This window comes from Flavobacterium caeni (genome assembly GCF_900101895.1).
GTDB classification, from domain to species: Bacteria; Bacteroidota; Bacteroidia; order Flavobacteriales; family Flavobacteriaceae; genus Flavobacterium; species Flavobacterium caeni.
This window is the reverse complement of record NZ_FMVF01000003.1, coordinates 71,029-93,784: the sequence shown is the minus strand read 5'-3', so window position 1 is coordinate 93,784 and position 22,756 is coordinate 71,029. Positions and strand designations below refer to the sequence as shown.

General features: G+C 51.1%; 17 protein-coding genes. 5 read left to right on the top strand and 12 right to left on the bottom strand.

From position 1 onward, the window contains the following. Positions 1-16: 16 nt before the first annotated feature. The 4 genes from BLP55_RS02780 to asnB form a co-directional block, all read right to left on the bottom strand. Positions 17-1,039, bottom strand: a complete 1,023-nt coding sequence (locus BLP55_RS02780) for a DUF6588 family protein (protein ID WP_091140810.1) — start codon at positions 1,037-1,039, stop codon at positions 17-19. Then, positions 1,032-2,972 carry a DNA topoisomerase (ATP-hydrolyzing) subunit B gene (gene gyrB / locus BLP55_RS02775; protein ID WP_091140809.1) on the bottom strand — a complete coding sequence of 647 codons (1,941 nt, stop codon included), beginning with the start codon at positions 2,970-2,972 and terminating at the stop codon, positions 1,032-1,034. The genes BLP55_RS02780 and gyrB overlap by 8 nt, the downstream gene beginning before the upstream one ends. A 110-nt stretch (positions 2,973-3,082) precedes the next feature. Then, a complete protein-coding gene (locus tag BLP55_RS02770; protein ID WP_317040273.1) occupies positions 3,083-4,132 on the bottom strand; it encodes a dipeptide epimerase in 1,050 nt (349 codons plus the stop codon). 71 nt (positions 4,133-4,203) lie between these two features. Beyond that, on the bottom strand, positions 4,204-5,820 hold the full coding sequence (asnB, locus tag BLP55_RS02765) for an asparagine synthase B (protein WP_091140808.1): 1,617 nt from the start codon (positions 5,818-5,820) through the stop codon (positions 4,204-4,206). 238 nt (positions 5,821-6,058) lie between these two features. Between asnB and BLP55_RS02760 the strand changes: the two genes are divergently transcribed. Both BLP55_RS02760 and BLP55_RS02755 read left to right on the top strand, forming a co-directional pair. Further along, positions 6,059-7,084 (top strand): acyltransferase family protein, encoded by a 1,026-nt coding sequence (locus tag BLP55_RS02760; protein ID WP_091140807.1) that lies wholly within the window; start codon positions 6,059-6,061, stop codon positions 7,082-7,084. Continuing rightward, entirely contained in the window at positions 7,062-8,573 is a 1,512-nt protein-coding gene (locus BLP55_RS02755; protein ID WP_091140806.1) for a phosphoethanolamine transferase, read from the top strand. Before BLP55_RS02760 ends, BLP55_RS02755 begins: the two co-directional genes overlap by 23 nt. Positions 8,574-8,704: 131 nt before the next feature. Here BLP55_RS02755 and BLP55_RS02750 read toward each other — a convergent pair whose 3' ends face one another. The 3 genes from BLP55_RS02750 to BLP55_RS02740 form a co-directional block, all read right to left on the bottom strand. Further along, positions 8,705-9,154, bottom strand: coding sequence for a hypothetical protein (locus tag BLP55_RS02750; RefSeq protein ID WP_091140805.1), 450 nt, complete (start codon positions 9,152-9,154; stop codon positions 8,705-8,707). Between the two features lie 196 nt (positions 9,155-9,350). After that, on the bottom strand, positions 9,351-11,126 hold the full coding sequence (locus tag BLP55_RS02745) for a TonB-dependent receptor (protein ID WP_091140804.1): 1,776 nt from the start codon (positions 11,124-11,126) through the stop codon (positions 9,351-9,353). 86 nt (positions 11,127-11,212) lie between these two features. Then, positions 11,213-14,227 carry a tetratricopeptide repeat protein gene (locus BLP55_RS02740; protein WP_091140803.1) on the bottom strand — a complete coding sequence of 1,005 codons (3,015 nt, stop codon included), beginning with the start codon at positions 14,225-14,227 and terminating at the stop codon, positions 11,213-11,215. A gap of 423 nt (positions 14,228-14,650) precedes the next feature. Here BLP55_RS02740 and BLP55_RS02735 point away from each other — a divergent pair, with 423 nt between their 5' ends. After that, positions 14,651-15,334 carry a cell division ATP-binding protein FtsE gene (locus BLP55_RS02735; RefSeq protein ID WP_091140802.1) on the top strand — a complete coding sequence of 228 codons (684 nt, stop codon included), beginning with the start codon at positions 14,651-14,653 and terminating at the stop codon, positions 15,332-15,334. A gap of 133 nt (positions 15,335-15,467) precedes the next feature. Here the strand turns inward: BLP55_RS02735 and BLP55_RS02730 are convergent, their stop codons facing one another. Beyond that, positions 15,468-16,667, bottom strand: a complete 1,200-nt coding sequence (locus BLP55_RS02730; RefSeq protein ID WP_091140801.1) for a glycosyltransferase family protein — start codon at positions 16,665-16,667, stop codon at positions 15,468-15,470. On the opposite strand from BLP55_RS02730, the gene BLP55_RS02725 reads away from it, so the two are divergent. Continuing rightward, on the top strand, positions 16,666-17,592 hold the full coding sequence (locus BLP55_RS02725) for a glycosyltransferase family 2 protein (protein WP_091140800.1): 927 nt from the start codon (positions 16,666-16,668) through the stop codon (positions 17,590-17,592). The genes BLP55_RS02730 and BLP55_RS02725 overlap by 2 nt on opposite strands. Here the strand turns inward: BLP55_RS02725 and BLP55_RS02720 are convergent. Then, on the bottom strand, positions 17,578-17,982 hold the full coding sequence (locus BLP55_RS02720; protein ID WP_091140799.1) for a sugar 3,4-ketoisomerase: 405 nt from the start codon (positions 17,980-17,982) through the stop codon (positions 17,578-17,580). The two genes, BLP55_RS02725 and BLP55_RS02720, sit on opposite strands and share 15 nt — an antisense overlap. Further along, positions 17,979-19,073 (bottom strand): glycosyltransferase, encoded by a 1,095-nt coding sequence (locus BLP55_RS02715; protein ID WP_244503405.1) that lies wholly within the window; start codon positions 19,071-19,073, stop codon positions 17,979-17,981. The genes BLP55_RS02720 and BLP55_RS02715 overlap by 4 nt, the downstream gene beginning before the upstream one ends. A 32-nt stretch (positions 19,074-19,105) precedes the next feature. Here BLP55_RS02715 and BLP55_RS02710 point away from each other — a divergent pair, with 32 nt between their 5' ends. Beyond that, the gene (locus BLP55_RS02710) at positions 19,106-20,242 is read left to right on the top strand and encodes a glycosyltransferase (protein ID WP_091140798.1); all 1,137 of its coding nucleotides are present in this window, start codon (positions 19,106-19,108) and stop codon (positions 20,240-20,242) included. 53 nt (positions 20,243-20,295) lie between these two features. On the opposite strand, the gene BLP55_RS02705 is transcribed toward BLP55_RS02710, so the two are convergent. Together BLP55_RS02705 and BLP55_RS02700 are read right to left on the bottom strand one after the other, a co-directional pair. Further along, positions 20,296-20,715 (bottom strand): hypothetical protein, encoded by a 420-nt coding sequence (locus tag BLP55_RS02705; RefSeq protein ID WP_091140797.1) that lies wholly within the window; start codon positions 20,713-20,715, stop codon positions 20,296-20,298. A gap of 161 nt (positions 20,716-20,876) precedes the next feature. Beyond that, the gene (locus tag BLP55_RS02700) at positions 20,877-22,709 is read right to left on the bottom strand and encodes a BamA/TamA family outer membrane protein (RefSeq protein ID WP_139149571.1); all 1,833 of its coding nucleotides are present in this window, start codon (positions 22,707-22,709) and stop codon (positions 20,877-20,879) included. Positions 22,710-22,756: the final 47 nt, after the last annotated feature.

Genomic DNA, 22,756 nt, shown 5'->3' with positions numbered 1-22,756 from the left:
TAAAGGTGTAAAACAATTATAATTCATATTGCAGCGACACGTTGGTGTTGACGAATTTCCCCAAAGCCACCGCACCCTGCAGGAAAAAATGCCCAAACTGGTAGCGCCCAGACAATTCGCCGATCACATTGGTGCGTGTCTTGTAAATTTCCGACAAACGGTCGTTGACATAATCTTTGACGGGAACGATAAAGAACGGCGTGCCGTCCTGCCCGCCCACTTCGTAGCGGATGTCGCTCACGTTGGTGATAAGCCCCGCCATCGCCTCGAACTTGCCCCATCGTTTGGCGCCGTTGAGCTGGAACTGGAACGTATCGACCAAACCCGTGATCTCGTTCAGTCCGAGCGCTTCGTACTGCTCGGTGTCGGCACTCAAAAACCCAAAGCTGATTTCCTCGTTCGAATAGCCCGCAAACGCCGACAACGCCAAGTTTTGCGCTTCGAGTTTCGGAAAATACTGGCTCAGATTGTGTTTGATCCCGCCGCCGTACACTTGGTAATGGCCGCGTTTGAGTTCGACTTTGTACGAGTACTTTCCGATGATTTCCGTACCATACCACAAACCGAGCGAGGCCTGCAGATACGGATACACCACACTGCCCATGTCGATGCCTTCGGGGGTTTTGATGCGCACTTCGTTGTCGTTTTGTCCGTCGTTGATGTAACCCACCAGATAGACCTGCTTGTCATCGCCCAAAGCCGTCGGCACGTTCACGTTGTCGCCGCCCTGGATCTCGAAAAACGAAAAATCGGAATTCTTGATGTTGAAATCGCGGTTGCCGTTCGGCACGAAAAACGAATTGAAATGCACGTTGATCCCAAAATCCCAAAGCTTCTTTTTTTGCGGCGTAGTGACCCACACCGACGAAGCCTGGTATACGGCCGCATCGGTCGCCGGCGTGATGAACGTATCGGCATACCACAACGCGTCGTTCAGGAAGTTGTTCACGTCCAAAATCGTCTCGAGTGATTGCGATGCCGCTTTATTACCCAACAGGCAACTCCCAAAAAGCAGCATTTGCGCCAGCCGTTTACGCATCGATGTTGGCGTACACAGCGTTCTTTTCGATGAATTCGCGTCTTGGTGGTACTTCGTCGCCCATGAGCATCGAGAAAATGCGGTCGGCTTCGGCCAAACTCTCGATCGAAACCTGACGCAACGTACGCGCACCCGGATCCATCGTGGTTTCCCAAAGCTGTTCGGCGTTCATCTCACCCAAACCTTTGTAACGCTGGATGTTGGCACCGCCGCCCATGCGTTCGTTGGCCTGGTCGCGCTGCACATCGTTCCATGCATATTCTTTTTTGTTTCCTTTTTTGACGAGGTACAACGGCGGCGCCGCAATGTACACGTGCCCTTCTTCGATGAGTTCGCGCATGAAGCGGAAGAAGAACGTAAGGATCAGCGTGGCGATGTGACTACCGTCGACATCGGCATCACACATGATGATGATTTTGTGGTAACGCAACTTCTCGAGGTTGAGCGCCTTGGAATCTTCGGCCGTACCGATCGTGACGCCAAAAGCGGTAAAGATGTTGCGGATTTCTTCGTTTTCGAACACCTTGTGGTGCATCGCCTTCTCGACGTTCAAAATCTTACCGCGCAACGGCAAAATCGCCTGGAACGCACGGTCGCGGCCTTGCTTGGCCGTACCGCCCGCCGAGTCACCCTCGACAAGGTAAATCTCGCACTTGGCCGGATCCTGCTCTGAACAGTCAGACAATTTACCCGGCAACCCGCCACCGCCCATGACGGTTTTGCGTTGTACCATCTCGCGCGCTTTTTTCGCGGCGTGACGTGCCTGAGCGGCCAAGATTACCTTTTGCACAATGGTTCTGGCATCGTTCGGATTTTCCTCCAAATAATTCTCGAGCATCTCGCCCACCGCTTGCGAAACCGGCGAAACGACTTCGCGGTTGCCCAATTTGGTCTTGGTCTGGCCTTCGAATTGCGGCTCGGCGACCTTGACCGAGATGATGGCCGTAAGTCCTTCGCGGAAATCGTCGCCCGTGATCTCGAACTTGAGTTTGTCGAGCAAGCCCGAAGCATCGGCGTATTTTTTGAGCGTACGCGTGAGCCCCGAACGGAAACCCTGTAAGTGCGTACCGCCTTCGTGCGTGTTGATGTTGTTGACGTACGAGAAAATGTTCTCTGAATAACTGGTGTTGTAAATCAGCGCCACTTCTACCGGGACTTCGCCCTTTTCGTTCTCCATGCTGATCACGCCCGCAATCAGCGGTTCGCGGTTGCCATCGAGGTAACGGATGTATTCTTTCAAACCTTCGTTCGAGAAAAACGTCTCTGCACGCGGGTTGCCATCTTCAAGGATTTCGCGCTTGTCGGTAAACGTGATCGTGATGCCTTTGTTCAAAAACGACAATTCACGCATACGCGCCGAAAGCGTGTCGTAAGAGAACTCCAAGGTTTGTTGGAAAATTTTGTGATCGGGATAAAAGGTTTGGCGCGTACCGCGTTTTTCGGTATCACCTACGGTCTTGACCGGATACATGGCCTTGCCGCGTTCGTACTCCTGCTCGTAGATTTTGCCTTCGCGGAATACGGTCGATTTCATCCTTTCGGACAAGGCGTTCACAACCGAAACCCCTACCCCGTGCAAACCGCCCGAAACTTTATAGGAATCCTTGTCGAACTTACCGCCCGCACCAATTTTGGTCATGACGACCTCGAGCGCCGAAACGCCTTCTTTCTTATGCATGTCGACCGGAATACCACGGCCGTTGTCTTCTACGGTTACCGATCCGTCCTCGTTGATGGTCACCGAGATGGTGTCGCACCATCCGCCCATCGCCTCGTCGATCGAGTTGTCTACGACTTCATAAACCAAGTGGTGCAAACCTCTTACACCTACATCACCGATATACATGGAAGGACGCATCCTTACGTGCTCCATTCCTTCTAATGCCTGAATACTGTCTGCAGAATAATTATTCTTCTTGATTTCGTCGCTCATAATATGCTTAAAAAGTGTATTTTTTGTATAACAGGCAAATATAGGAAAACACACGCGATAATGGGCGTAAATTGCCCGCACGACCTAGGAAGTTATCAACATTTTGTTGACTAAAAACCGAACAATTCCACGCCGGTTCCACTTTGGTCCGGGTAGTGGATTTTGCCGTCTTCGAACCAAACCCCTCGGGCGATGTCTTCGCGCAAAAGCAAGGCGCCGTCGGCATCGATAAAATCGAGCAATGGCGCTATCTGGGCCAGCCCCGAAATACCCACGGTCGATTCGGTCATGCAACCCGCCATAAGCAAAAGCCCTTGCGTTTTGGCGTTTTCGATCATGCGCAGCGCCGGTGTAATCCCGCCACACTTCATGAGTTTGATGTTGATGCCATGGAATTGCCCTGCGCAAATTTCGACATCGGCTTCGCGCTGGCAGCTTTCGTCGGCGATGACCGGCAAGGAAGATTCGGCCTTGACGCGTTTCATACCTTCTGCATCATCGGCTTTGAGCGGCTGTTCGATGAATTCGACGTCAAAGTCCTTGAGGATTTTGGAATAGACGATGGCTTGATCTGCCGTCCACGCCGCATTGGCATCGACGCGAAAAACGGCATCGGTGGTCTTGCGCAAGGTTTCGACGATTTTTAAATCATCGCGCGTACCGAGTTTGATTTTGTAGATGGGCCACGGCTTTTCGAGGATTTTTTGCCGCATCACATCGGGCGAATCGATGGCGATGGTATACGACGTAAGCGGCGTTTGTGTTTGTGTCGTAAACAGGCTGCGGACGGTTTGCCCTTGTTTGCGCGCATAAAAATCCCAATAGGCCATGTCGATGGCACACAACGCAAAATAGTCTTCTTGCAGATGCGGTGCGATTTGTGCCCAGAATTCCGTCGGATGACATTGCTTCGCCGGTTCGACTTGCAGGCTTGGGTCGGATAATCCGTTGATCATCGGCATCACTTTCGCAAAACTGGCCGTGAGCCGCTCGACCGTAGAATGGTAATACGGATTGACCGTCGCCTCGCCATAACCCGAAAATTCACCATCGGAAATACACGCGACCACCGTCTTTTGCACGACCACGGTATACCGCGAAATCGTAAACGGATGCGCCAGCGGCAACTCGAAAAACCGGAAAGACAACGTCAGGGCCATAAAAATCGAAACGCCGGTTGTTCAAACCAGCGTTCCAAAATTACAAACAATATATAACAAACCTAATAACTCTAAACTGTAATGCCCGTTTTGGCGATTTCTGTATCGGCCTTCACGTGCGCGGCATTGGCGCGTCCGCTCGGGTCTTGGTTTTCCTGCCACTTCGGGATCCACTTGCGCACGGTTTGCGCCGCCGCCGTTTGCGGGTAATGCTTGTGGAAGATGTCGCGGTAAAAATACGCCTCCTTGGTGGCCGGGGTGTTGTACGGAAAACGCTCGGCCGCTGCTTCCAATTGCGCATCGGTGACCTTGGACGCGCAGTATTCGATAAGCGTATCGATCCAATTGTAGCCTACACCGTCCGAAAATTGTTCCTTTTGGCGCCACAGCACTTCCTGCGGCAAATACGGTTGCTCGGGCGTATCGAAAGCCTTGCGCAGGATGTATTTTTCGATGCCGTCGTAGGTCTTGGGTTGCTTCTCCTCGGCCTTGATGGTCATGGCCACGTCAAGGAACGCCTTGTCGAGGAACGGTACCCGGGCTTCGAGCCCATGCGCCATGGTCGATTTGTCGGCGCGCAACAAGTCGGCGGTGAACAATTTCTGGACGCGTTCGATGGTTTCTTTTTGGAAATCTTCGGTGCTCGGCGCATTGCGGAAATACAGGTAGCCGCCAAAAACTTCGTCGGCACCTTCACCCGACAACACCACCTTGATGCCCAAGTCGGTGATTGCCTTCGACAGGAAATACATGGGCGTACTGGCCCGTACCGACGTGACGTCGTAGGTTTCCAGGTGCCAGATCAATTTTTCCAGCACCCCGATGCCCTGTTCGATCGTAAAATGCACCTCGTGGTGCTCGGTTCCTAAAAAAGCGGCCACTTTACGGGCGGCAATGGCGTCTGGGGCTTGTTGATCTAACCCAATCGAGAAGGAATGTAACTTCTTTCCTTCGGCTGCCAGCAAACGGGCCGCTATACTTGATGTCAAGGACGAATCGAGTCCGCCCGAGAGCAGCACCCCAATGGGCACGTCGCTCATCAGACGTTTGCGCGTGGCCTCGGTCAAGGTCTCGCGGATGAGCCCGAGGTCGAGTTCGTTGACCGCGTTCTCGTGGTCTTCGTACGCGGGCCGGTAGTATTTGACGAATCCGGTCTTGGGCGTGTAGAAATGCCCCGGCGGAAAGGTCGCAAATGTTTTGCATTGGTCGGCGATGGGTTTCATCTCGGACGAAAAATACGTACGTCCGCGTTCGTCGATACCATAATACAGCGGTTTGACACCCATGGGGTCGCGGCCTGCGATGAAATCGTCGCCATCGATCACGACAAACGCAAAATCGCCGTCGAGCTGGTCCAGGAAATCGTACCCGAATTTTTCATACAGGTGTACGATGACCTCGGAATCCGACTTGGTGCGGAACGTATGGTCTTTCAAGACCGTATCGCGCAGGTGCTGGTGGTTGTAGATTTCGCCGTTGTGTACCATGTAGGCGGTTTTCGTGCCTTGTATCGGCTGGCGCCCAGAATGCAGGTCGATGATCGACAAGCGTTCGTGGCTCAAGATATGTCCTTTTGGGGTGATCAGCAAATCGCTTTCGTCAGGGCCGCGGTGCGACATGCGTTTAGAAAGTGTTTTTACCAGTTGTTCGTCTTTTCCTTTTCCGATGATGGCCAATATTCCGCACATATGCTGTTTTGTTATTTAAGTGAAGCAAAGATGCATGTTGTACTTTCATTATAAAAACGAATCATTAATTTTAGTTTCAAATTATAACATAAACAAAACAATTACGGTAAATTTTAAACCTGAAAAAGTCGATAGGCCGCGCAACGCTTACAAATCGTAAATCGGAACCAAAAAACGCCAATGTTTCGGTACGCATCCGAAAAAAACTATTTTTGTAAAACCACCGCAATCCAATCAGATGTCGCTTACGGCAAAAACAGAACCCCACACCACCGCACACCGCAGGATCGACTGGGTAGACCAGGTCAAGGGATTCACCATTTTTCTGGTCGTCTATGGCCACAACTTCCCGTTTTGCGAAAAATACATCTACAGCTTTCACATGCCGTTGTTCATCATGGCCGCCGGATTTTTTCATGGCAAAACCAGCGCGTGGGTGCAAACCAAGAAGCGGTTCAAAGCGCTTATCCTACCCTACTTCCTTTGGAGCCTGTTCTTGTTTGCCGTTTGGTTTTTTGTGACACGCCACTATGGCGACAGCGCCACACTGGGTCTTTCGCCCACCAAAAACTTCATCGGCGTAGTGACGGCGCAGGGCGACCGCGCCTATATGGATTGGGGCATCCCGATGTGGTTCTTGCCGATGCTCTTTGTCACGTCGGTTGTGATGTCGTGGGTGCTTGCCTTTAAGAACACCGTGGGCCAAATCGTATCGATTAGCGTATTGGTCATACTTGGTTTCATCTATGCGCATCTTTCTTCGGTCCGGTTGCCGTGGAGCGCAGACATCGCCCTGGTGGCCTTGTTTTTCTACGCGCTCGGTTTTTACTGTTTCCGATGGTTGGCCGCGTTGTCCAAAAACCTGACGTTTGTGGTCCTGATCGTTTGCGCGCTGCTCCACACGTTGCTTTATGGGTTGAACCTTAAGATCGACATGTACAGGGCGATTTACGGAAACCCGGCGCTGTTTGTGTTGGCCGGCGTCACGGGAAGCCTGATGGTTTTGTGCTTCTTTAAATTGTTCCCCGTATTCAAGTTCCTCGGGTTCATCGGGCAGTTCTCGCTCACGATACTCGCGTTGCAATTACTTGCGATGACCGCCATCAAGTTCGTGCTGATGCTGGGGCTGGGCCAAACCGATTTCAATTTTTCTGAAACCGAACGCTTCGCGTATGCCATCGTCCAGATTGCGATGATGGTCCCGGTATTCTTGCTTATCAACCGATACTTGCCCGTCTTGAATGGAGGTCCTAAAAAAATATAAACCGCAACTCCGTTTCCACCTGTTGCTCAACGTTGTGTTTGGCCTGTGGATTACCTATGCGTCGTTTGTCCATTATCCGTTGAACGACCTCAAGGCTTACGTGGCTTATTTTGGTCATTTTTTGTTGTTGCAGTTTTCGGTCTTCGGATTTTTATACCTGATGGCGCTGCGCCGATGGCTGTTCGTGCTGGTGTTCCCGCCCGTATTTTTGCTGTTGTCGGTGGCCGCGTTCTGGGTGTACACGCAGGACATTGCGATTGCGCACGGCATCGTTCGCGCGGCATTCGAAACCAAGCCCGATGTGGCGGCCGATTTGATCAGTTTACCTTTCGCGATCCATTTTCTATTATCGGTCGGCTGGGTCGTTTGGCTGGTGAAAGGACACCGAAAAATAACGCATCCCGAGCCGTTGCGTTCGCCGTTGATGGCCTTGGCCTTGGTCGGCATCGTTTGCTTTTATTTGGCCGAACACTTTAAGTACGGTATTTTCACGCGTCGGCTTCCTTACAATGTGGCCGTGGCGGTCGACGAATATGCGGCGCGCGCACCATTGGCCTTCCAAAAAATCGATGGCACGCTCGCCTCGAACAAACAACCGATCAACGTGGTATTTGTGTTGGGCGAAACCGTCCGTGCCGACCACATGCAACTCAACGGCTATGCGCGACAGACCAATCCGTTGTTGGCCAAACGGCATAATATCGTCAGTTTTGCCGATACCTATACGCCCATGACCTACACGGCCGAGAGCTTGCAGCAACTGTTTACCGATGCGGCTTTCGACGACGATTACAGCCAACCCAAATACAGTTTGTTTGACGTGCTGCGGCAAGCGCAAATCCCTGTGCATTGGATAGGCAACCAAACGCCCGAGATCAGCTACGAAAGTTTCATCGACCAATGCGCGACGCAAAAAATCCTCGATCCGTTCCATTCCGAACTGAGTTTCCGTAAAGGCTACGACCAGGAATTGCTGCCCGAGTTCGAAAAATCCTACCGTGCGGGCAGGCGCCAGTTCCACGTCCTGCACATGATGGGCAGCCATTGGTGGTACGAGACGCGCTATCCCGATGCGTTCAGGAAATTCCAACCGGTGATCAAAAGCAAACTCATTGGCGCGAATTCCATGCAGGAAATGGTCAATTCGTACGACAATACGATTTTGTACCTCGACTATTTTCTCGACAAAACCATCGCCCGATTAGAAAAAGAGCCTTCAGAGACTTTGCTGATTTACTTGTCGGACCACGGCGAAATGCTGGGCGAAGACGGCCGATGGCTGCACGCACAACCCGGCAAGGGCGTGAGCAATCCCGCTTTACTGGTGTGGTATTCGGATGGGTTTGCCGCAGCGCATCCACAAGTAGTTCAAAAGTTACAGGCGATGCGCAACCAGAAAATCGATTTGGACTTTCTGTTCCCAAGTGTTTTAGGCTTGTACGGTATCGAAGGTATCCCCTATGACCACGCCAAGAATGTCTTTCGATGACCAACGGTTGTGACATTTTTACATAAAATGCTATTATGTCACAAAAAAAGGTGTGACATTTTTATATAAAATGCTATTATGTCACAAAAAAAGTGTGACACTTTCACAAAAAATACCATTATGTCACAACATCAAGTGATGGCGGCCACCACATAGGCCGTACCGTTGATCTCGAACGCAAACCCAACCTCCTGCCCCATCAACCGGGCACCAAGCGGCGACTGCGGCGATACGGCGATGACCGTTTTGCCGTCTACCGAAATCTTGGGCAACGCCGCCGACACAAACAGCAACATCCCGTTGGTCTCGACCAGGCTGCCCAAGGCAATGTGGTGGGTTACCGCGAGCGGATCGATCTTGGCCAACACGGCCTGCTGCGCGTAGATTTCCGAAAGTTTGTGGTTGAGTTTCTCCTGCTCGAGGTGCATCATCGACAGCGCGGTTTCGTGTTTGTCGCCCGCCGAACCCTTGGCATCGTTTTGCGCGTCGAGGGTAAGCGCGGCAATCATGTCGCGGAACGCATCGATGCGGTCCTGCAGCAGTTGCTGGTAGCGTGTGTGGATTTGTTGTTTGAAGGTCATCATAAAGGTTACGTCCCTATTAGGTAGGGCGTTCGATTTTGTAGAGGACCCCTAGCCCCGATTGTAGCGGAAATCCTTTTGCAATCGCAGTCCCGACGCTTCGGGACGGAGGTTGTAAAAGATTACTTCACTGAGCTAATATTTTATTATTGGAGTTCAGTGAACTTCGTTTGCAGCGGAAAGCGGGATAAAGCTCCTAAAAATCAAATTTGTAACTGCCCCCGATCATCGCCTGGAACGACTGCACCGTGTAGTTGAGCCATTTTTCATAGGCCTGGTTGGCGATGTTGTTGCAACGCAGCCAGAACGACAGGCGCTCGCTGAACTTGTAGCCCACATGCGCGTTGGCGTCGAAATAGGCGTTGAGCGTCTTGATGCCGCTCACGAGCGGGTCGTTGAGCTTCACGTCGAAATCCTTGCGTTCGCCCACGAAAAACAGGTTGGCGCCCGCGTACCACTGCGGCGTAATCGTGACGTCGAGGTTGGCCCCTACTTCGATCTCGGGCAAATTCCAGGCTTCCTGCTCGAATTTGGTGGTGTATTTGTGGAACGATCCATTGATGCCAAGCGACACATTTTTGTTGAAATCGGCCTTGACTTCGCCAAAGAACGTCAGCGTACGTACGTTGTCGTAGACGATGCCGAACGAGTTGCCGAATTCATACGGTTTTTGCACGAGGATCGTTTCGTCGTAGGTGTTGTGGCGGAACAAGATTTTGTCGCGTTCGCCCATGAACGACCCGCGCACGTTGTAGCTCACATAGTTCGAAAGCTTGCCCTTGAGTCCCGCGAAACCGTCGAACTGGCGGTCGGTGGGCTTGATGCCGTGTTCGGTACTCAGGTTGGTACGAATCAGCGACGGCGACATGAACGGATTGGCCGTGGTCAAATCGCGCATCGTATTTTGTTGCAGTCCGCCATCGGCCCCTACGTAAAACACCATCAAATCGCCGACGACCTTGAGCGATGCGGTCGCGTTCGGGTAAAACAACACCTTGTCGTCGGAGTGTTCCATGTCGGCGCTGTAAAAAATCGACCCGCCGATCTCGAACGACCAATCGTCGCGCACCATCGTAAAACTCGGGTGTACGCCAAAGTTGGCCACGGCATACTTCAACGGCGAGAGTCCGGTAAAATCGGTACCCACATCGCCGCCTACATAATCGGCGATGAACTCGGCCGTGACGGTGCTGTTGTCGATCTCGAACTGCATCTTGGGTTTGAGGTAGAAACGGTTCTCGGCCACATCGTAGGCATCCCAAAAGCGGTTGTAGTGCAACTCGACGCCGCTGAACATCGATTCGTTAAACGTGAGTCGCCCGCCCACATGGCCGTTGTAATAGGTTTGCCAGTCGTCGATTGAATTCACGGCAAACGTGCGCTCCTCCCAGGTCAAGGTCGGATAGCCGTAATCGGGCGCCACGCCATACCAGTAATTGCGGCGGTATTGGAAGCCCGCATCGGCGTTCCAGGCGTAACCGTCCTGCTTGGAGCCGTAGGTCAAATCGATCGAGCTCGTCAAAAACTTGTCTTCGACCTCGAGCCCTTTGATCCCGCCGTTGGACGACAGGTGTTTGACCATCCCGGCCACATAATCGGCCTCGCCTACTTCTTCGGTCACGTACAACTCGGCGAACGCCGTTGCATAATTGCCGAATCCGGTGGTGACGTAATTCTTGAAGATGCGTTCCTGCTTGGTCTTGTCTACGCCTGCCGCGCGGCCCTTGGATGGGGTAAACGTCGAGGCCACGGGGAACGAAAAAATATCGTATTTGATGGGTTCTTTCTTGCTGGTTTCGTCGTCGTCGAGCGTGGGCGTCTCTTTGACCTTGAACGCATCGGAAATGGTAGGCGTATAAGGTTTGACGACGTTGACGACTTCGGTACCGATGTTTTCGTCTTTCTTTTGCGCCGTAGCGGCCATGGAAAAAACGAGTGTCGCGAGGGTGATATAGGGGATGTTTAATTTCATATGATGTGGTTTAGAGTCACGACTTCTTGCTGCCTATGTTCCACTTTTCATCTTGACTCCTGATTCTTGATTCTTGATTCTTGGTTCTAATTCTGTATCGAAGAATTGGTTTGCGATTCGGCCATACGGATGGCGTCGAGCTCTTTTTGCGCTTCGGCCACCGTATCGGGATAGGCACCAAAATTCTTGATCACGCTTTCGAGTATGTAGGTGGCCTGGAAACTGTCCTTGAGCCCGTAAAAATTCTTGGCCATGACCACCAAGCCCTTGGCCCCGAAAAATTTATACCCCGAATAGTCCTTGGTTAATTTTTGGACGGCGGTGTTCGACGCTTCGTACTTGCCGTCCTTGTTCTTGAAATAGGCATCGTAATACAACGCTTCGGCGGCGAGCTCGCCTTTGGCGATGGCCAGCAGTTTGGTATAGGCCGTAAGGGCTTTGGCTTCGTCGCCTGAATTCCATGCCGAACGCGCCACGATGATTTGCGCATCGGATTTGACCTTGTCGTCCATCTTAGGGTTGGCCAATACCTTGTCGGCATAAATTACCGCATTCGGATAGTCTTTCTCTTCGTAATAGGTTTTCATCAGGTTGGCCTGCGCGAACGTGACGTTTTGCGGGAAATCGGCGCCGGTTTCCAGACGCTTGAGCACGTCGATGGTCTTGGCCGGATCGTCTTTCTTGATGTAGATTTCGGCCAAACGCGCGAGCGACGGCTCGGTGAATTCGTTGCGCGGCTTGTCGGCGACGAATTCGTAGTGCGCAATCGATCGATCGGGCAAGCCATCGGTGTAGTACGATTGCGCGAGGTAGAAATTGGCCTTGAGCGCGTGGATACCGCTAGGAAACTTGTTCACATAGCCGCCCAAGGTAGAAATGGCTTGCTTGGTGTTGCCTTGCAGGTATTGTTTTTCGGCGGCTTCCCACGTGTCGTTATCGAGATCGGCGTCGGATACCTCTACAAAATCGAGCGTACGCACCCAAGTGGCATACTCATCGACCTTGCCGTTGTCTACGTATATCAAACGCGCTGTGGCCACGGCTTCGACGGCCTCGGGGCTGTTGGGATATTCGGCGGCAATCTTCTTGAACTTGGTGAGCGCCTGCGCGTCGTTCTCGGCATTGTAATAGATCAAACCTTGGCGCAGTATGGCCTTGACCGCATACGATCCGCCTTTGTATTCCGAAATCAGTTGGTCGTAGGTCGATATGGCTTGGTTGGTCTTTTTCTCGGTCACATACGTATTGCCGAGCTCAAACAACGCGTCGTCGCGGTATTGCGATTTGGGGAACTGCGTGATGAACTTGGTCAAATCGTCAATTTTTTTGTCGTTGCGCTGCACAAATCCATAGCTGATGCCTTTTTGGAACGCCGCATAATCGGCATCGATCCCGCGCATTTCGATGGCCTTGTTGTAGGCGTCCATCGCAGGCCAGTACTTGGCCGACACGAAACGGCTGTCGCCCAGCCTGAGGTAGGCATCGTTCAAACGCACTTTGTCGTCCTTGACCGCATCGATGTGTTTTTGGAAATAATTGCCCGCCTGTTCGTACTCCTTGAGCTTGAAATAGGCATAGGCGATGTTGTAATTGAGGTTCTTGCCTTCGGGCGTAGACGCCGCCTCGGCCGAATTTTCGAACTGTTTGAAGCTCAACAGCGCCTCGTTGAAATTGTCGAGCACATACTCGGTTTCGCCCTTCCAGAAGTTGGCCCTTGCAACAAATTTTGGGTTGCGCGGCTCGCCCAGCGACTTTTTGAACATCGCGAGCGCCTCGGCATAATTGCCATCGGTATACAATTCGAGCCCGCGGTAAAACGTGACTTTTTGGTAAGCTTCTTTGTTGGCGAAACTCTTGTTCTTTTCGAGCAAATCGAGCGCACCCTTGTAGTTTTTCGAGGTGATGTACGAGTTGATGAGCAACGTTTCGACTTCTACCTTGCTCGGCGAATTCGGGTATTTGTTCAAAAAGGCCGACAGTACATCGGGTACCGGCTGGTAAGAGTTCCCGATCTCGTAGCTCAGTTTGGCGTAATTCAGGCTGGCATCTTCCTGTATCTTGGCGTCGAATTCCATCTCCGAAGCATTCTTGAACGCGTTGAGCGCCTGTTGCTTTTTGTCGGTCTTGAGGTAGCTTTCGCCCAAGTGGTAATAGGCGTTCTGCGCGACAAAATCGGCCCCGCCAATAATTTTGTTGAACTGCGTGATCGCGTTCTCGTAATCGTTTTGCTTGTAGTAGGCATAGCCGAGCTGGTAGTAATCGGTGTTGTTCCACTTGCCTTTCTTGCCCTTGTACTGGTTCAGGTATGGGATGGCCTTGTCGTACTGCTTGAGGTTAAAATAGCTCTCCCCGATGATTTTGTTGAGTTCCGATTTCTCGAGTGCGCTCGATTTGGCCATCGCCTTTTCGCCCGATTGGATCGCCTGGTCGAATTTGCCGAGCTTGAAGTTCATATCGGCTTCGAAATACGACAGTTTTTCCTTGTATTTTTCTTCGCCCGACACCTCGTCGAAATACTTGCTGGCCTGTTTGTAATCGTCGGCTTCATACGACATAAAACCCAGATAGTACTTGGCCTGCGAGCCGTACTCCTTCGAGTTCAGGACTTTGTTGAAATACGGCGTGGCTTCTTTTTTCTTGCCCGCACTGAAAAACGCATAGCCTTTTTGGAAGTTGAATTTGTCCTGTTCGGTATAGCTCAGTGTGCCTTCATCTACCTTGTCGAACCATTCGAGCGCCTGCGGATACTTGCCTTGTTCGAAATAGTAGTGCGCAACTTCGATGAACGCCTGGTTTTGTTTAGGACTTGTTGGGTAATCGCGGACGAAATTCTCCATCGCCTCGTCGGCACCCGACTGGTTCAGACGTATACCGCAATTGGCGCTGTAGTAGGCGCAATCGGCCTTGACGTCGGTCGAGACGTTGTCGAGCTTGACCTTGTCGAAAATAATCTGGGCCGATTGGTATTGGCCCTCTTTGTATAGGTTGACGGCCCTGTTGAAATCTTCGAGTTCGTGGGTGTAGATGGCCGATTTTTGGGCAAAAACCGACACCGACACCAAGCAGCAAAGTAACAGGAAAAGCCTTGGGATTTTGAGCATTTTTGTAGATTTTATCTTTTCAAAATTATCTGTTCTGCTTTCTATAACGAACCGTTCTGGCGTTTTATTATGAACATTTTTTTTAACATCTGGGCGTTCAACGCGCATTTCATCGATTGGTTCCGTCCAGAATTCTTATGGCTTTTCAAGTTGAAAATGTGTAGTTTTTATGTAATGGAAGTAAGCGTTAAAAAAGTATCTTAGCTCTAGGGAAGGGGGCTATGAAGGTATCCCCTAATGATTTGAAAAATACCGCGCAAGCAGATTTTCTGTACATTTTGTTAAATGTTGTGCATCGCCGCCCAAACAGCTGCAAATTCCCGCCCGACATAAAACCACGCGAAGCCGATCCTGTGTTTTGAAATTTTATTTGCAAGCCGCGTGTTATCTTACTATTTTTACCGCAGAAAAACCAAGAATCCAATGTCTCAACCTGTCCTTTCCCTTAAAAACGTTTCGATTTACCAAGACAAAAAAGTGATTTTGTCGAACGTCAACCTCGAGGTGAACCACGGCGAATTCATCTACATCATCGGAAAAACGGGAACAGGAAAATCGAGTTTTCTCAAGACACTCTACGCCGATTTACCGCTTACCGAAGGCGAAGGCCACATCGTCGAGTTCGACCTGGCCAAGCTCAAGGAAAGCGAAATCCCCTACCTGCGCAGAAAGATCGGCATCGTGTTCCAGGACTTCAAATTGTTGCCCGACCGCAACGTAAAGGAAAACATGCTTTTTGTACTCAAGGCGACGGGCTGGAAAAACGAAAAAGAGATGGACGCCAAGATCGACGAAGTGCTCGAGCGCGTAGGCCTGCAAGCCATCTCGAACAAAATGCCGCACCAACTCTCAGGCGGCGAACAACAACGCGTGGCCATCGCCCGAGCGCTACTCAACGACCCCGAGTTCATCCTGGCCGACGAACCTACCGGAAACCTCGATCCGCAAACCAGCGTCGAGGTCCTGAACGTGTTGCGCAAGATCAACGAAAATGGCAAAACGGTCATCATGGTTACGCACGATTATGCGTCGCTGATGAAGTTTCCGGCCAAGACGCTCAAGTTCGAAGACCACAAAATTTTTGAGGTGGTGCAGCGCACGGTATAGGTGTTATTTTGGCTTTTTACTTACTTAAAGTTACTTGATTAATTACAAGTTCAATTCTTTAAAAACCAGTGCGTTTGAATTAAAGCAAGGAAGTATTTATTTAACTTGGTCCAGCAACGATCTCAAACAATCATCACGCACCTTTTTTAACAATCATTTCGGCCAACTTTTGCGCATTTTTTTGATCGTTTAAAACCGCGTCGAGTACTTTTTGCCGATTTTCCGAATCCCGGTAAGGCACCTCGCTTAACCGTTTGACGGCACCGATAAATTCGCTTTTGGTGGATGCCATCGTACACAAACCACGTACGCCAGGGTCGTCGATCATGTTCGCATTGATAAGGCAATGGCGGCTCTTGTACAGCGCATTGACCGCCTTGAGCTTGGTTCCCGATTGCTGGAACGACAGCATCACGCACACATGAGCGCCCGCCATCAATTCGTCAAAGTGTTTGGCATCGCGGATGGTAGTGTGCTCGATATTCGACGCGTCGCCAATGGCCCTTTCTATCAGGCGTTTGCCGTGGTCCGACGCAATGACGAGCTTAATATCAGGAAGCGCGCGGAACACATCGATCAGGAACAACGCCGCACGTTGGTTGTCGGCCAAACGCAAATCGCCATTGTAAAACGCGTAGTCGCCAAATTCCGAAAGCGACGCGACACGAGTGTTGCCGTGAAAAACAGGAACATACACCGCATTGCCGTACCGCTGCGCCACATAATCGGTTTCATGGACCGACAGCGTAAACACGTTCTCAAAATCGGCCATGGTTTTTTGGTACCGCACATACTTGCGCGACTCGAAGCCGTACAACACTTTCTTGATCAAATTACGCTCGCTGCCCGACAATCCGCCATAGTAATCGGATTCGATGTTCATGAGCCGAAGGAACTTCTTTTGTCCCGCAAGTGCATGCTTGCGCAAGACAAAGGTGGGTTGCAATCCTTCGAACAACACAGGTGCGTCGACCGAGGCAATGTTGCCCACAATCGATTCATGGTAGCGAGAACCCACCGAAAATGGCGTTGAAGCCAATAACTTCAGCACGTTTTTGCTACGCGGGTACCAATACAATCGGGTGGTGTATTTTTCGAGCTCGGTCGTATCCACAGGAAGTTGGTCGACAAAACAATGCAGGTAAATCTCGAAACCAATCGCGTGCAGCGCCTTGAGTTTAAAAAAAACGTCGATCACACCTCCATACACCGGCGGATACGGATTGTCGAAACTGACGATATGGAGCGGCTGCGACGGCATCGAAACAAAAATAGGACTTTTGGGCCGCAAACGCGCTAAAATCTTATCTTTGGAGACAATTTCGTTCCCCATGGCTTTCTTTTCGGTCGTCATTCCGCTGTACAACAAAGCGCAATTTGTAGGCAAGACGCTGCAAAGTGTGTTGGCGCAGACGTTCGCCGATATAGAAATCATCATCGTCAACGACGGATCCACCGACCAAAGCGAAGCCGTCGTGCAACAGTTCGACGACCCGCGCATCCAGTATTACCTGCGCGAAAACAAGGGCGTGGCGGCCGCGCGAAACTTAGGGATTACGTTGGCTTCGGCCGATTACGTCGCCTTTTTGGACGCCGACGACTATTGGTATCCCGATTTTCTGCAAACCATACACCGCAACATCACGCGTTTTCCAGAGCAAAAGGTCTTTACGGCGGCCATCGAGATCGAAACCCAACGCACCGTATTCCCTGCCAGCTACGCGATCGAGAAGACGGGCTATGTAGAAGTGGTCGATTTTTTTGAGGCGAGCGACAAAGAAGCCGTCATCTGGACTTCGGCGGCCGTGCTCCACCAAGACGTTTTTAAGCAATCGGGTGTGTTTGACACCAACGTCAAATATGCCGAAGACACCGATTTGTGGATGCGCGTGGGGCTTGATTTCAAGGTCGTTTTCGACTGGAAGATCCTGGCGCGCTATGTCTACGATGGCAAAAGTGTGTCGCGCGGTGGCCAGTATTTCTTTGAACAAAGCAGTTTTCTCAAGTACACCGAATTGGAACAACAACACCCCGGGCTCAAAAAGTTCCTCGACCTCAACCGTTTTTCGGTGGCCATCAAGAGCAAGTTGGCGGGCGATCAGGCCAGTTTTCGCAAAGCTTACGACGGTATCGACTTCAAGAACCTCAACACCAAGAAAAAAATCCTGTTGCACCTTACGCGGTTCCAGTTGCAGTTGTTGGTCAAACTCAAAAGCCTGCTCGCCGATTGGGGTCTGGGAAATTCAGTCTTTAAATGATTGGAATTCGGCAAAATCCCTGATGTAATCGCACTCGTCGAAATCATCCGATGCAATCACCAAGCACACCGAACCCGATGAAAAGTTGCGCATCTCGCGCCAAATGCCGTTGGGGATGTACAGCCCCGAATTCGGGCGGTTGAGCGTCACGACCTTTTCGGATTGGCCGTCTTTCAATACCACCTCGAAACTGCCGCTGAGGGCCACGAGCAATTTGTGTTGGGTGCGGTGCGCGTGCCCCAAACGCTCGGCATGGCTGGGCACATCGTACAAATAGTGGACGCGTTTGATGTCAAAAGGGATCGTTTTTCCTTCGACGACCGAAAGATTGCCTTTGGCGTCGTGGATTTTGGGGATGTCAATCAGTTTGGTATCGTCGATTCGGGTCATTTTTCGAGCATTGTTTGCCATTGTTGGCCGATGGATTCCACCGACAGGTGTGCGACGCTGGCCATGGCATTGGTCTTGCAAATATCATATAAATTAGCGTCTGTCGCAAGCCGTTTGATAGCATCGGACAACGCGGCCACGTCAAAATTGGGAACGAGCAGCCCGTTGACCTCATGCTGGACAATCTCCGACGGCCCCGATGGGCAGTCAACCGAAACCACGGGAACGCCCAACGCCAGCGATTCGATGAGCGACATCGGAAACCCTTCGTGACGGCTCGTGAGCAACGTAAACCGTGCGTTTTGCAAAAAAGTGTACGGATTGCTTTGAAACGGCACAATCTGTATGCTGTCTTGCAATTGCAGCCGTTGGATTTGATGTTTGAGCAGGCCTTCGTCGGGGCCGCTACCCATCAGTAATAATCGATACCCCTGTTGGTGAACACCCGACAACGCAAACGCTTCGAGCATCAGTCCAAAATTCTTGACCTTGTCGTCGAACCGTCCCAGAAAAAGCAGGTATTTGTCAGGGTTTGGATTTTGGTTTTGGGCATCGGTTGGCGTCACCTCAACCGGATTGTAGATTACTTGGGTATTGGTAAGACCATATTTGGATTGGATTTCGTCGGCGATCCGTTGCGACACACCTACGATCGCATCTGCATCGGCATACAGCCAACGGGCCAACCATCGAAACGGCGGAAAATAGTCGTCTATTTTGAAGCTGTGCACCACATAAATCTTTTTACGGTCGCCGTAAATACGCTTGGTGAGCCACTCGCGCAGCCAGATGTTGCGCGAACGGTTGTCGATGACCGTATCGATTTGTGCGTCGTCGAGGTAACGTTTGAGCAGGCGCCCCTTGCCTATCTTACGGCTTACGATGTTCTGTCCGGCGCTGGCTTTCCCGAGATTGAACAAAGTTCCTGCAAACGCATAATCTACGGCATCGTTGACCACAATATGGTGGATCTCATACCCGAGCCCATCGAGCATTCGTCCCAAGACCGCCGAAAAACGCTCGGCGCCGCCACCCGAAAGCGTATGCGACACGATGGCTATTTTGCGCGACCGATACTGTACTTTGTCCAATTTGTAAATATATTTGTCAAATATAACGATATATGGACATTTTACTGATAGGAGAATACAGCCGGCTGCACAATTCGCTCAAGGAAGGGCTTGTTGCCTTGGGACACCGTGTCGTGATTTGCGGGCCAAAGGACGGCTTCAAGGACTATCCGGTGGATTTCCCTATCGAAAAAAAGTGGGATTCGGGATGGCGCAAAAAAATCAAGGTGGGCGTGCACCGCTTGACCGGCTTCGACATCAGTTCGTGGCTCACGTACCGTCAATTCTTGCGTTACAAGTCGCAGCTTTCGGGATTCGACGTGGTGCAGCTCATCAACGAGAACAGCTTTTATTGCCAACCCGATTTCGAGCAAAAAATACTCGGTTACTTGTTTGCCCACAACCAAAAAGTAGTATTGCTTTCGTGCGGCTACGACGGCTACTATGTGCCCTATGCCCTAGCCCACCGCGAATTCAAATCGCCGCTTTGGCCGTATTTCGAAGGCAAATTGGCGGCCAAGGATTTCGACAGCGCGTTCAAGTTCATGGCCGACGATTTCAGGCAACTGCACCAATTCATCCATACCAACGTCGCGGGCGTAATTGCTTCGGATTTGGATTATGAGCCCGCTTTGCTCGGCCGTGAAAAATACCTTGGGCTGATCCCGAATCCGATCAACACACACAAGATGGCGTGCGCGCCGCTATCGGTCGACCAAAAAATCATCATTTTTCACGGCATCAACAACGAGAATTACCTCAAGAAAGGAAACGATATTTTCGAGGCCGCGCTTGCGGTTATCGCCGACCGCTATCGGGACCGCGTCGAGATCATCACCGTCAGAAGCGTCCCGTATGCCCAGTACATCAACGCCTACGATCGCGCGCATATCGTGCTCGACCAGACCTATGCGATGGACCAAGGCTATAATGCGCTCGAGGCGATGGCCAAGGGCAAAGTGGTTTTCACGGGTGCCGAAGCATCGTTTGTGCAACGTTATGGCATCGAGGAGCCAGTCAACGTCAATGCGGTGCCCAACGCCGAAGCGATCGCCGAACAACTCGCGCACCTCATCGAAAACCCGAACGAGATTACGGCTATGGGCAGTCGCGCACGCGCTTTCATCGAACGCGAGCACCATTATGTGGCCGTGGCCCAACAATATGTAGACGTTTGGACCAACGCATAAAAAAATCAGGGCCGAAGCCCCGATTTCCTATTAACCCTTAACTTATCCTCTGTTTAATCTACAGTTGCCAATGGTTGCGATTGGTAGACCATGGCCCCTGTGTCCTGCCCCTGTGTAGGTTTTTGCGGTCGGCTTGAATAGTTGGCCGGGTACAACTTTTTGTGTTCGTCCAACATTTCGAACGGCTCATCGCCCAGGTAATCCTTGAGCATTACATATTGGCCGTTTTTGAGCGAGTAGCCGCGCGACTTCATATCGAGCTGTTCAGATTCTACCCAATGGCCGTTTTCTTGATACAAATACATGCCCACCTTGGTATCGTAGTAGGCCTGCATGTTCGGGAAATAATAATAACGTACTTCTTCGTATGTTTTGTTGGTGTTGATGTCTACGGCGTCCAGCTCTACTTGGGCCTGGACAAAATTGAAGGAGCACAGCAGCATTCCTAAAATCAGTTTTGTAATTGTTTTCATGGTCAATCGGTTTTTGGCAATTTTATTCTTTTTGATAAAGTAAAATTACGTCTGCGATGACCCGTTGGATTTATAGATTTTACACCAAGATTTATACGTTTCGTACCTCTAAATCGTGTAACAAAATGTGGGAAAAATAACACCCACGAGTAAAGACGGCGCTATTGATAAGGCACCGTACGCGGCTTTGAAATGTCAAAGTCCTGAAGTTTAAAGTCTTCGGTGTTGTAGGCGTTGGTCTTGATGATGTTGGTTCCTTCGAACGGAATGGTCGGATAATACGAAAAAGACAACTGAAACGAACTGAACACCAAATAATCGTTGCTGATGATGATGCCCGCCCCGAACTGCGAATACAACCGGCTCTTGCGCAAACCGTGTTCGGCATCGCCCAACATCCCAAACGTGGCGCTCAAATACGGGTTCATCCGAAAGCCCCAAAACTTCCACGGCGAATACCCCTGCGATTGCAAGGTCACAAGCAACTTCTTGGTCCCGAATACGGGCGCGTTGAATCCGTGGATGCCGCGTTCTTCGTTGAGCGACAACCTGTCGGCGTCGGTGGGCTCGCGGCGGTTGCCGATGATGAGCTCGGGTTTGACAAAATAACGGAACTTCCACCGCGTGGTCTCGAAGAGGTTCGTAAAATAGATGAGCTTGTACACCATGGCCGTTTGTTCTTCATTGCCCTGATAATGGAAACTGCCGTACTCGATGTCTGTCCCGAGATAGCCAAATTTGAAATACTTGCCATACGAAAATCGTCCGCCCAGGTAAAACCGCGTACGGCTATTCTTTTCCTGGAAACCGGCGGTAATGCCATACACGATACCCGTCGGGACGTCTTCGACCACGGCATAATTGAACAAAAACTTGTCCTGCACGAACTGACGCGACGAAATCCCTACGCTGGCCATGTAAAACCGTTCGTCCGAAAAGAACCCCACCGAATCCGACGCAGGCGCCATCACATAATCGGTTTGCAGGAACCGCAACGATGTGATCAGGTTGGTGGTCCTACTTTTCTCGGAACTTCCTTTAAAGATTTGGTACGCATGGCCCGCCCAGTAGTCCTGGGTGTTGTATTTGTACGTGTCGAAAGTTTCGATCCCCAACGAATCGACCATGGGCACACGCCGGTATTGCTGGTCGAAGTAGATTCCTGCTGCCCATCGCGCATAGGGCGAAAAGAACGGCCGTTCGATGCTCGCAAATTTGCTGTAGTTGTCGTCCAGGTCGATCTGGTAGCTGACACTGGTTTGTACATAGGTGTTGAGGATGTTGGGCACGTGGTACAAGGTACTGTAGCCAAAGCGGTCGGTACCCACTTCTTTTTTGTAGCTGTTGCGGAACTGGTGTCCCGTGCCCATGAAATTCCTTTCGTTGAGTTCAAGATCAACGCGCGATCCGCTAAAGGCAAAATCGGGAATCAAGCTCCAGGAATCCAGTACGCGGATGTAAACGTCCACCGAATCGGAATCGGCATGCGGCGCCTTGGTGTAAATGTCTACCGCACGCACATAGCGCTGGCTTCTGATCAAACGCGCCGATTCGAGCAAAAGCAATGAATCGAGCGGCTTGTTGCGCTTGATGAGCAACAGGTCCTTGATGGCCCAGGCATTGGTCTTGTTGTGGAGCGCGTTGCCGGCCTTGAACACCCATCGGTTGGGTTTTCGTGTCGAATCGATCTCGGAATAGCCAAACGGATCGAGCGTCGCCACGTTGATATCGCGTATGATTTTACCTTCGGCTGCGGCGTATCCGCGTTTTTTTATCTTTTGGAAATTGCTCTTCTTGACCTTGGGTTTGGCCGTCACGGGTTTGAAGACGAGCTTGTGAAGAAATCTGGTAAATCCGCGTTTTTGCGAATAATTTTCGATGTTGCGGTACATCTTGACCGAATCCTTGGCAGTTTTGGGGTCTTTCTTGGTTTGTCCCAACATCGGCTGGAGGCAACCGAAAATCAATAGGAAGACTAGAAAACGTTTGGACATCGCACACCGGATTATTACGCTAAAATACTGAAATCCGCCGAGTGCAT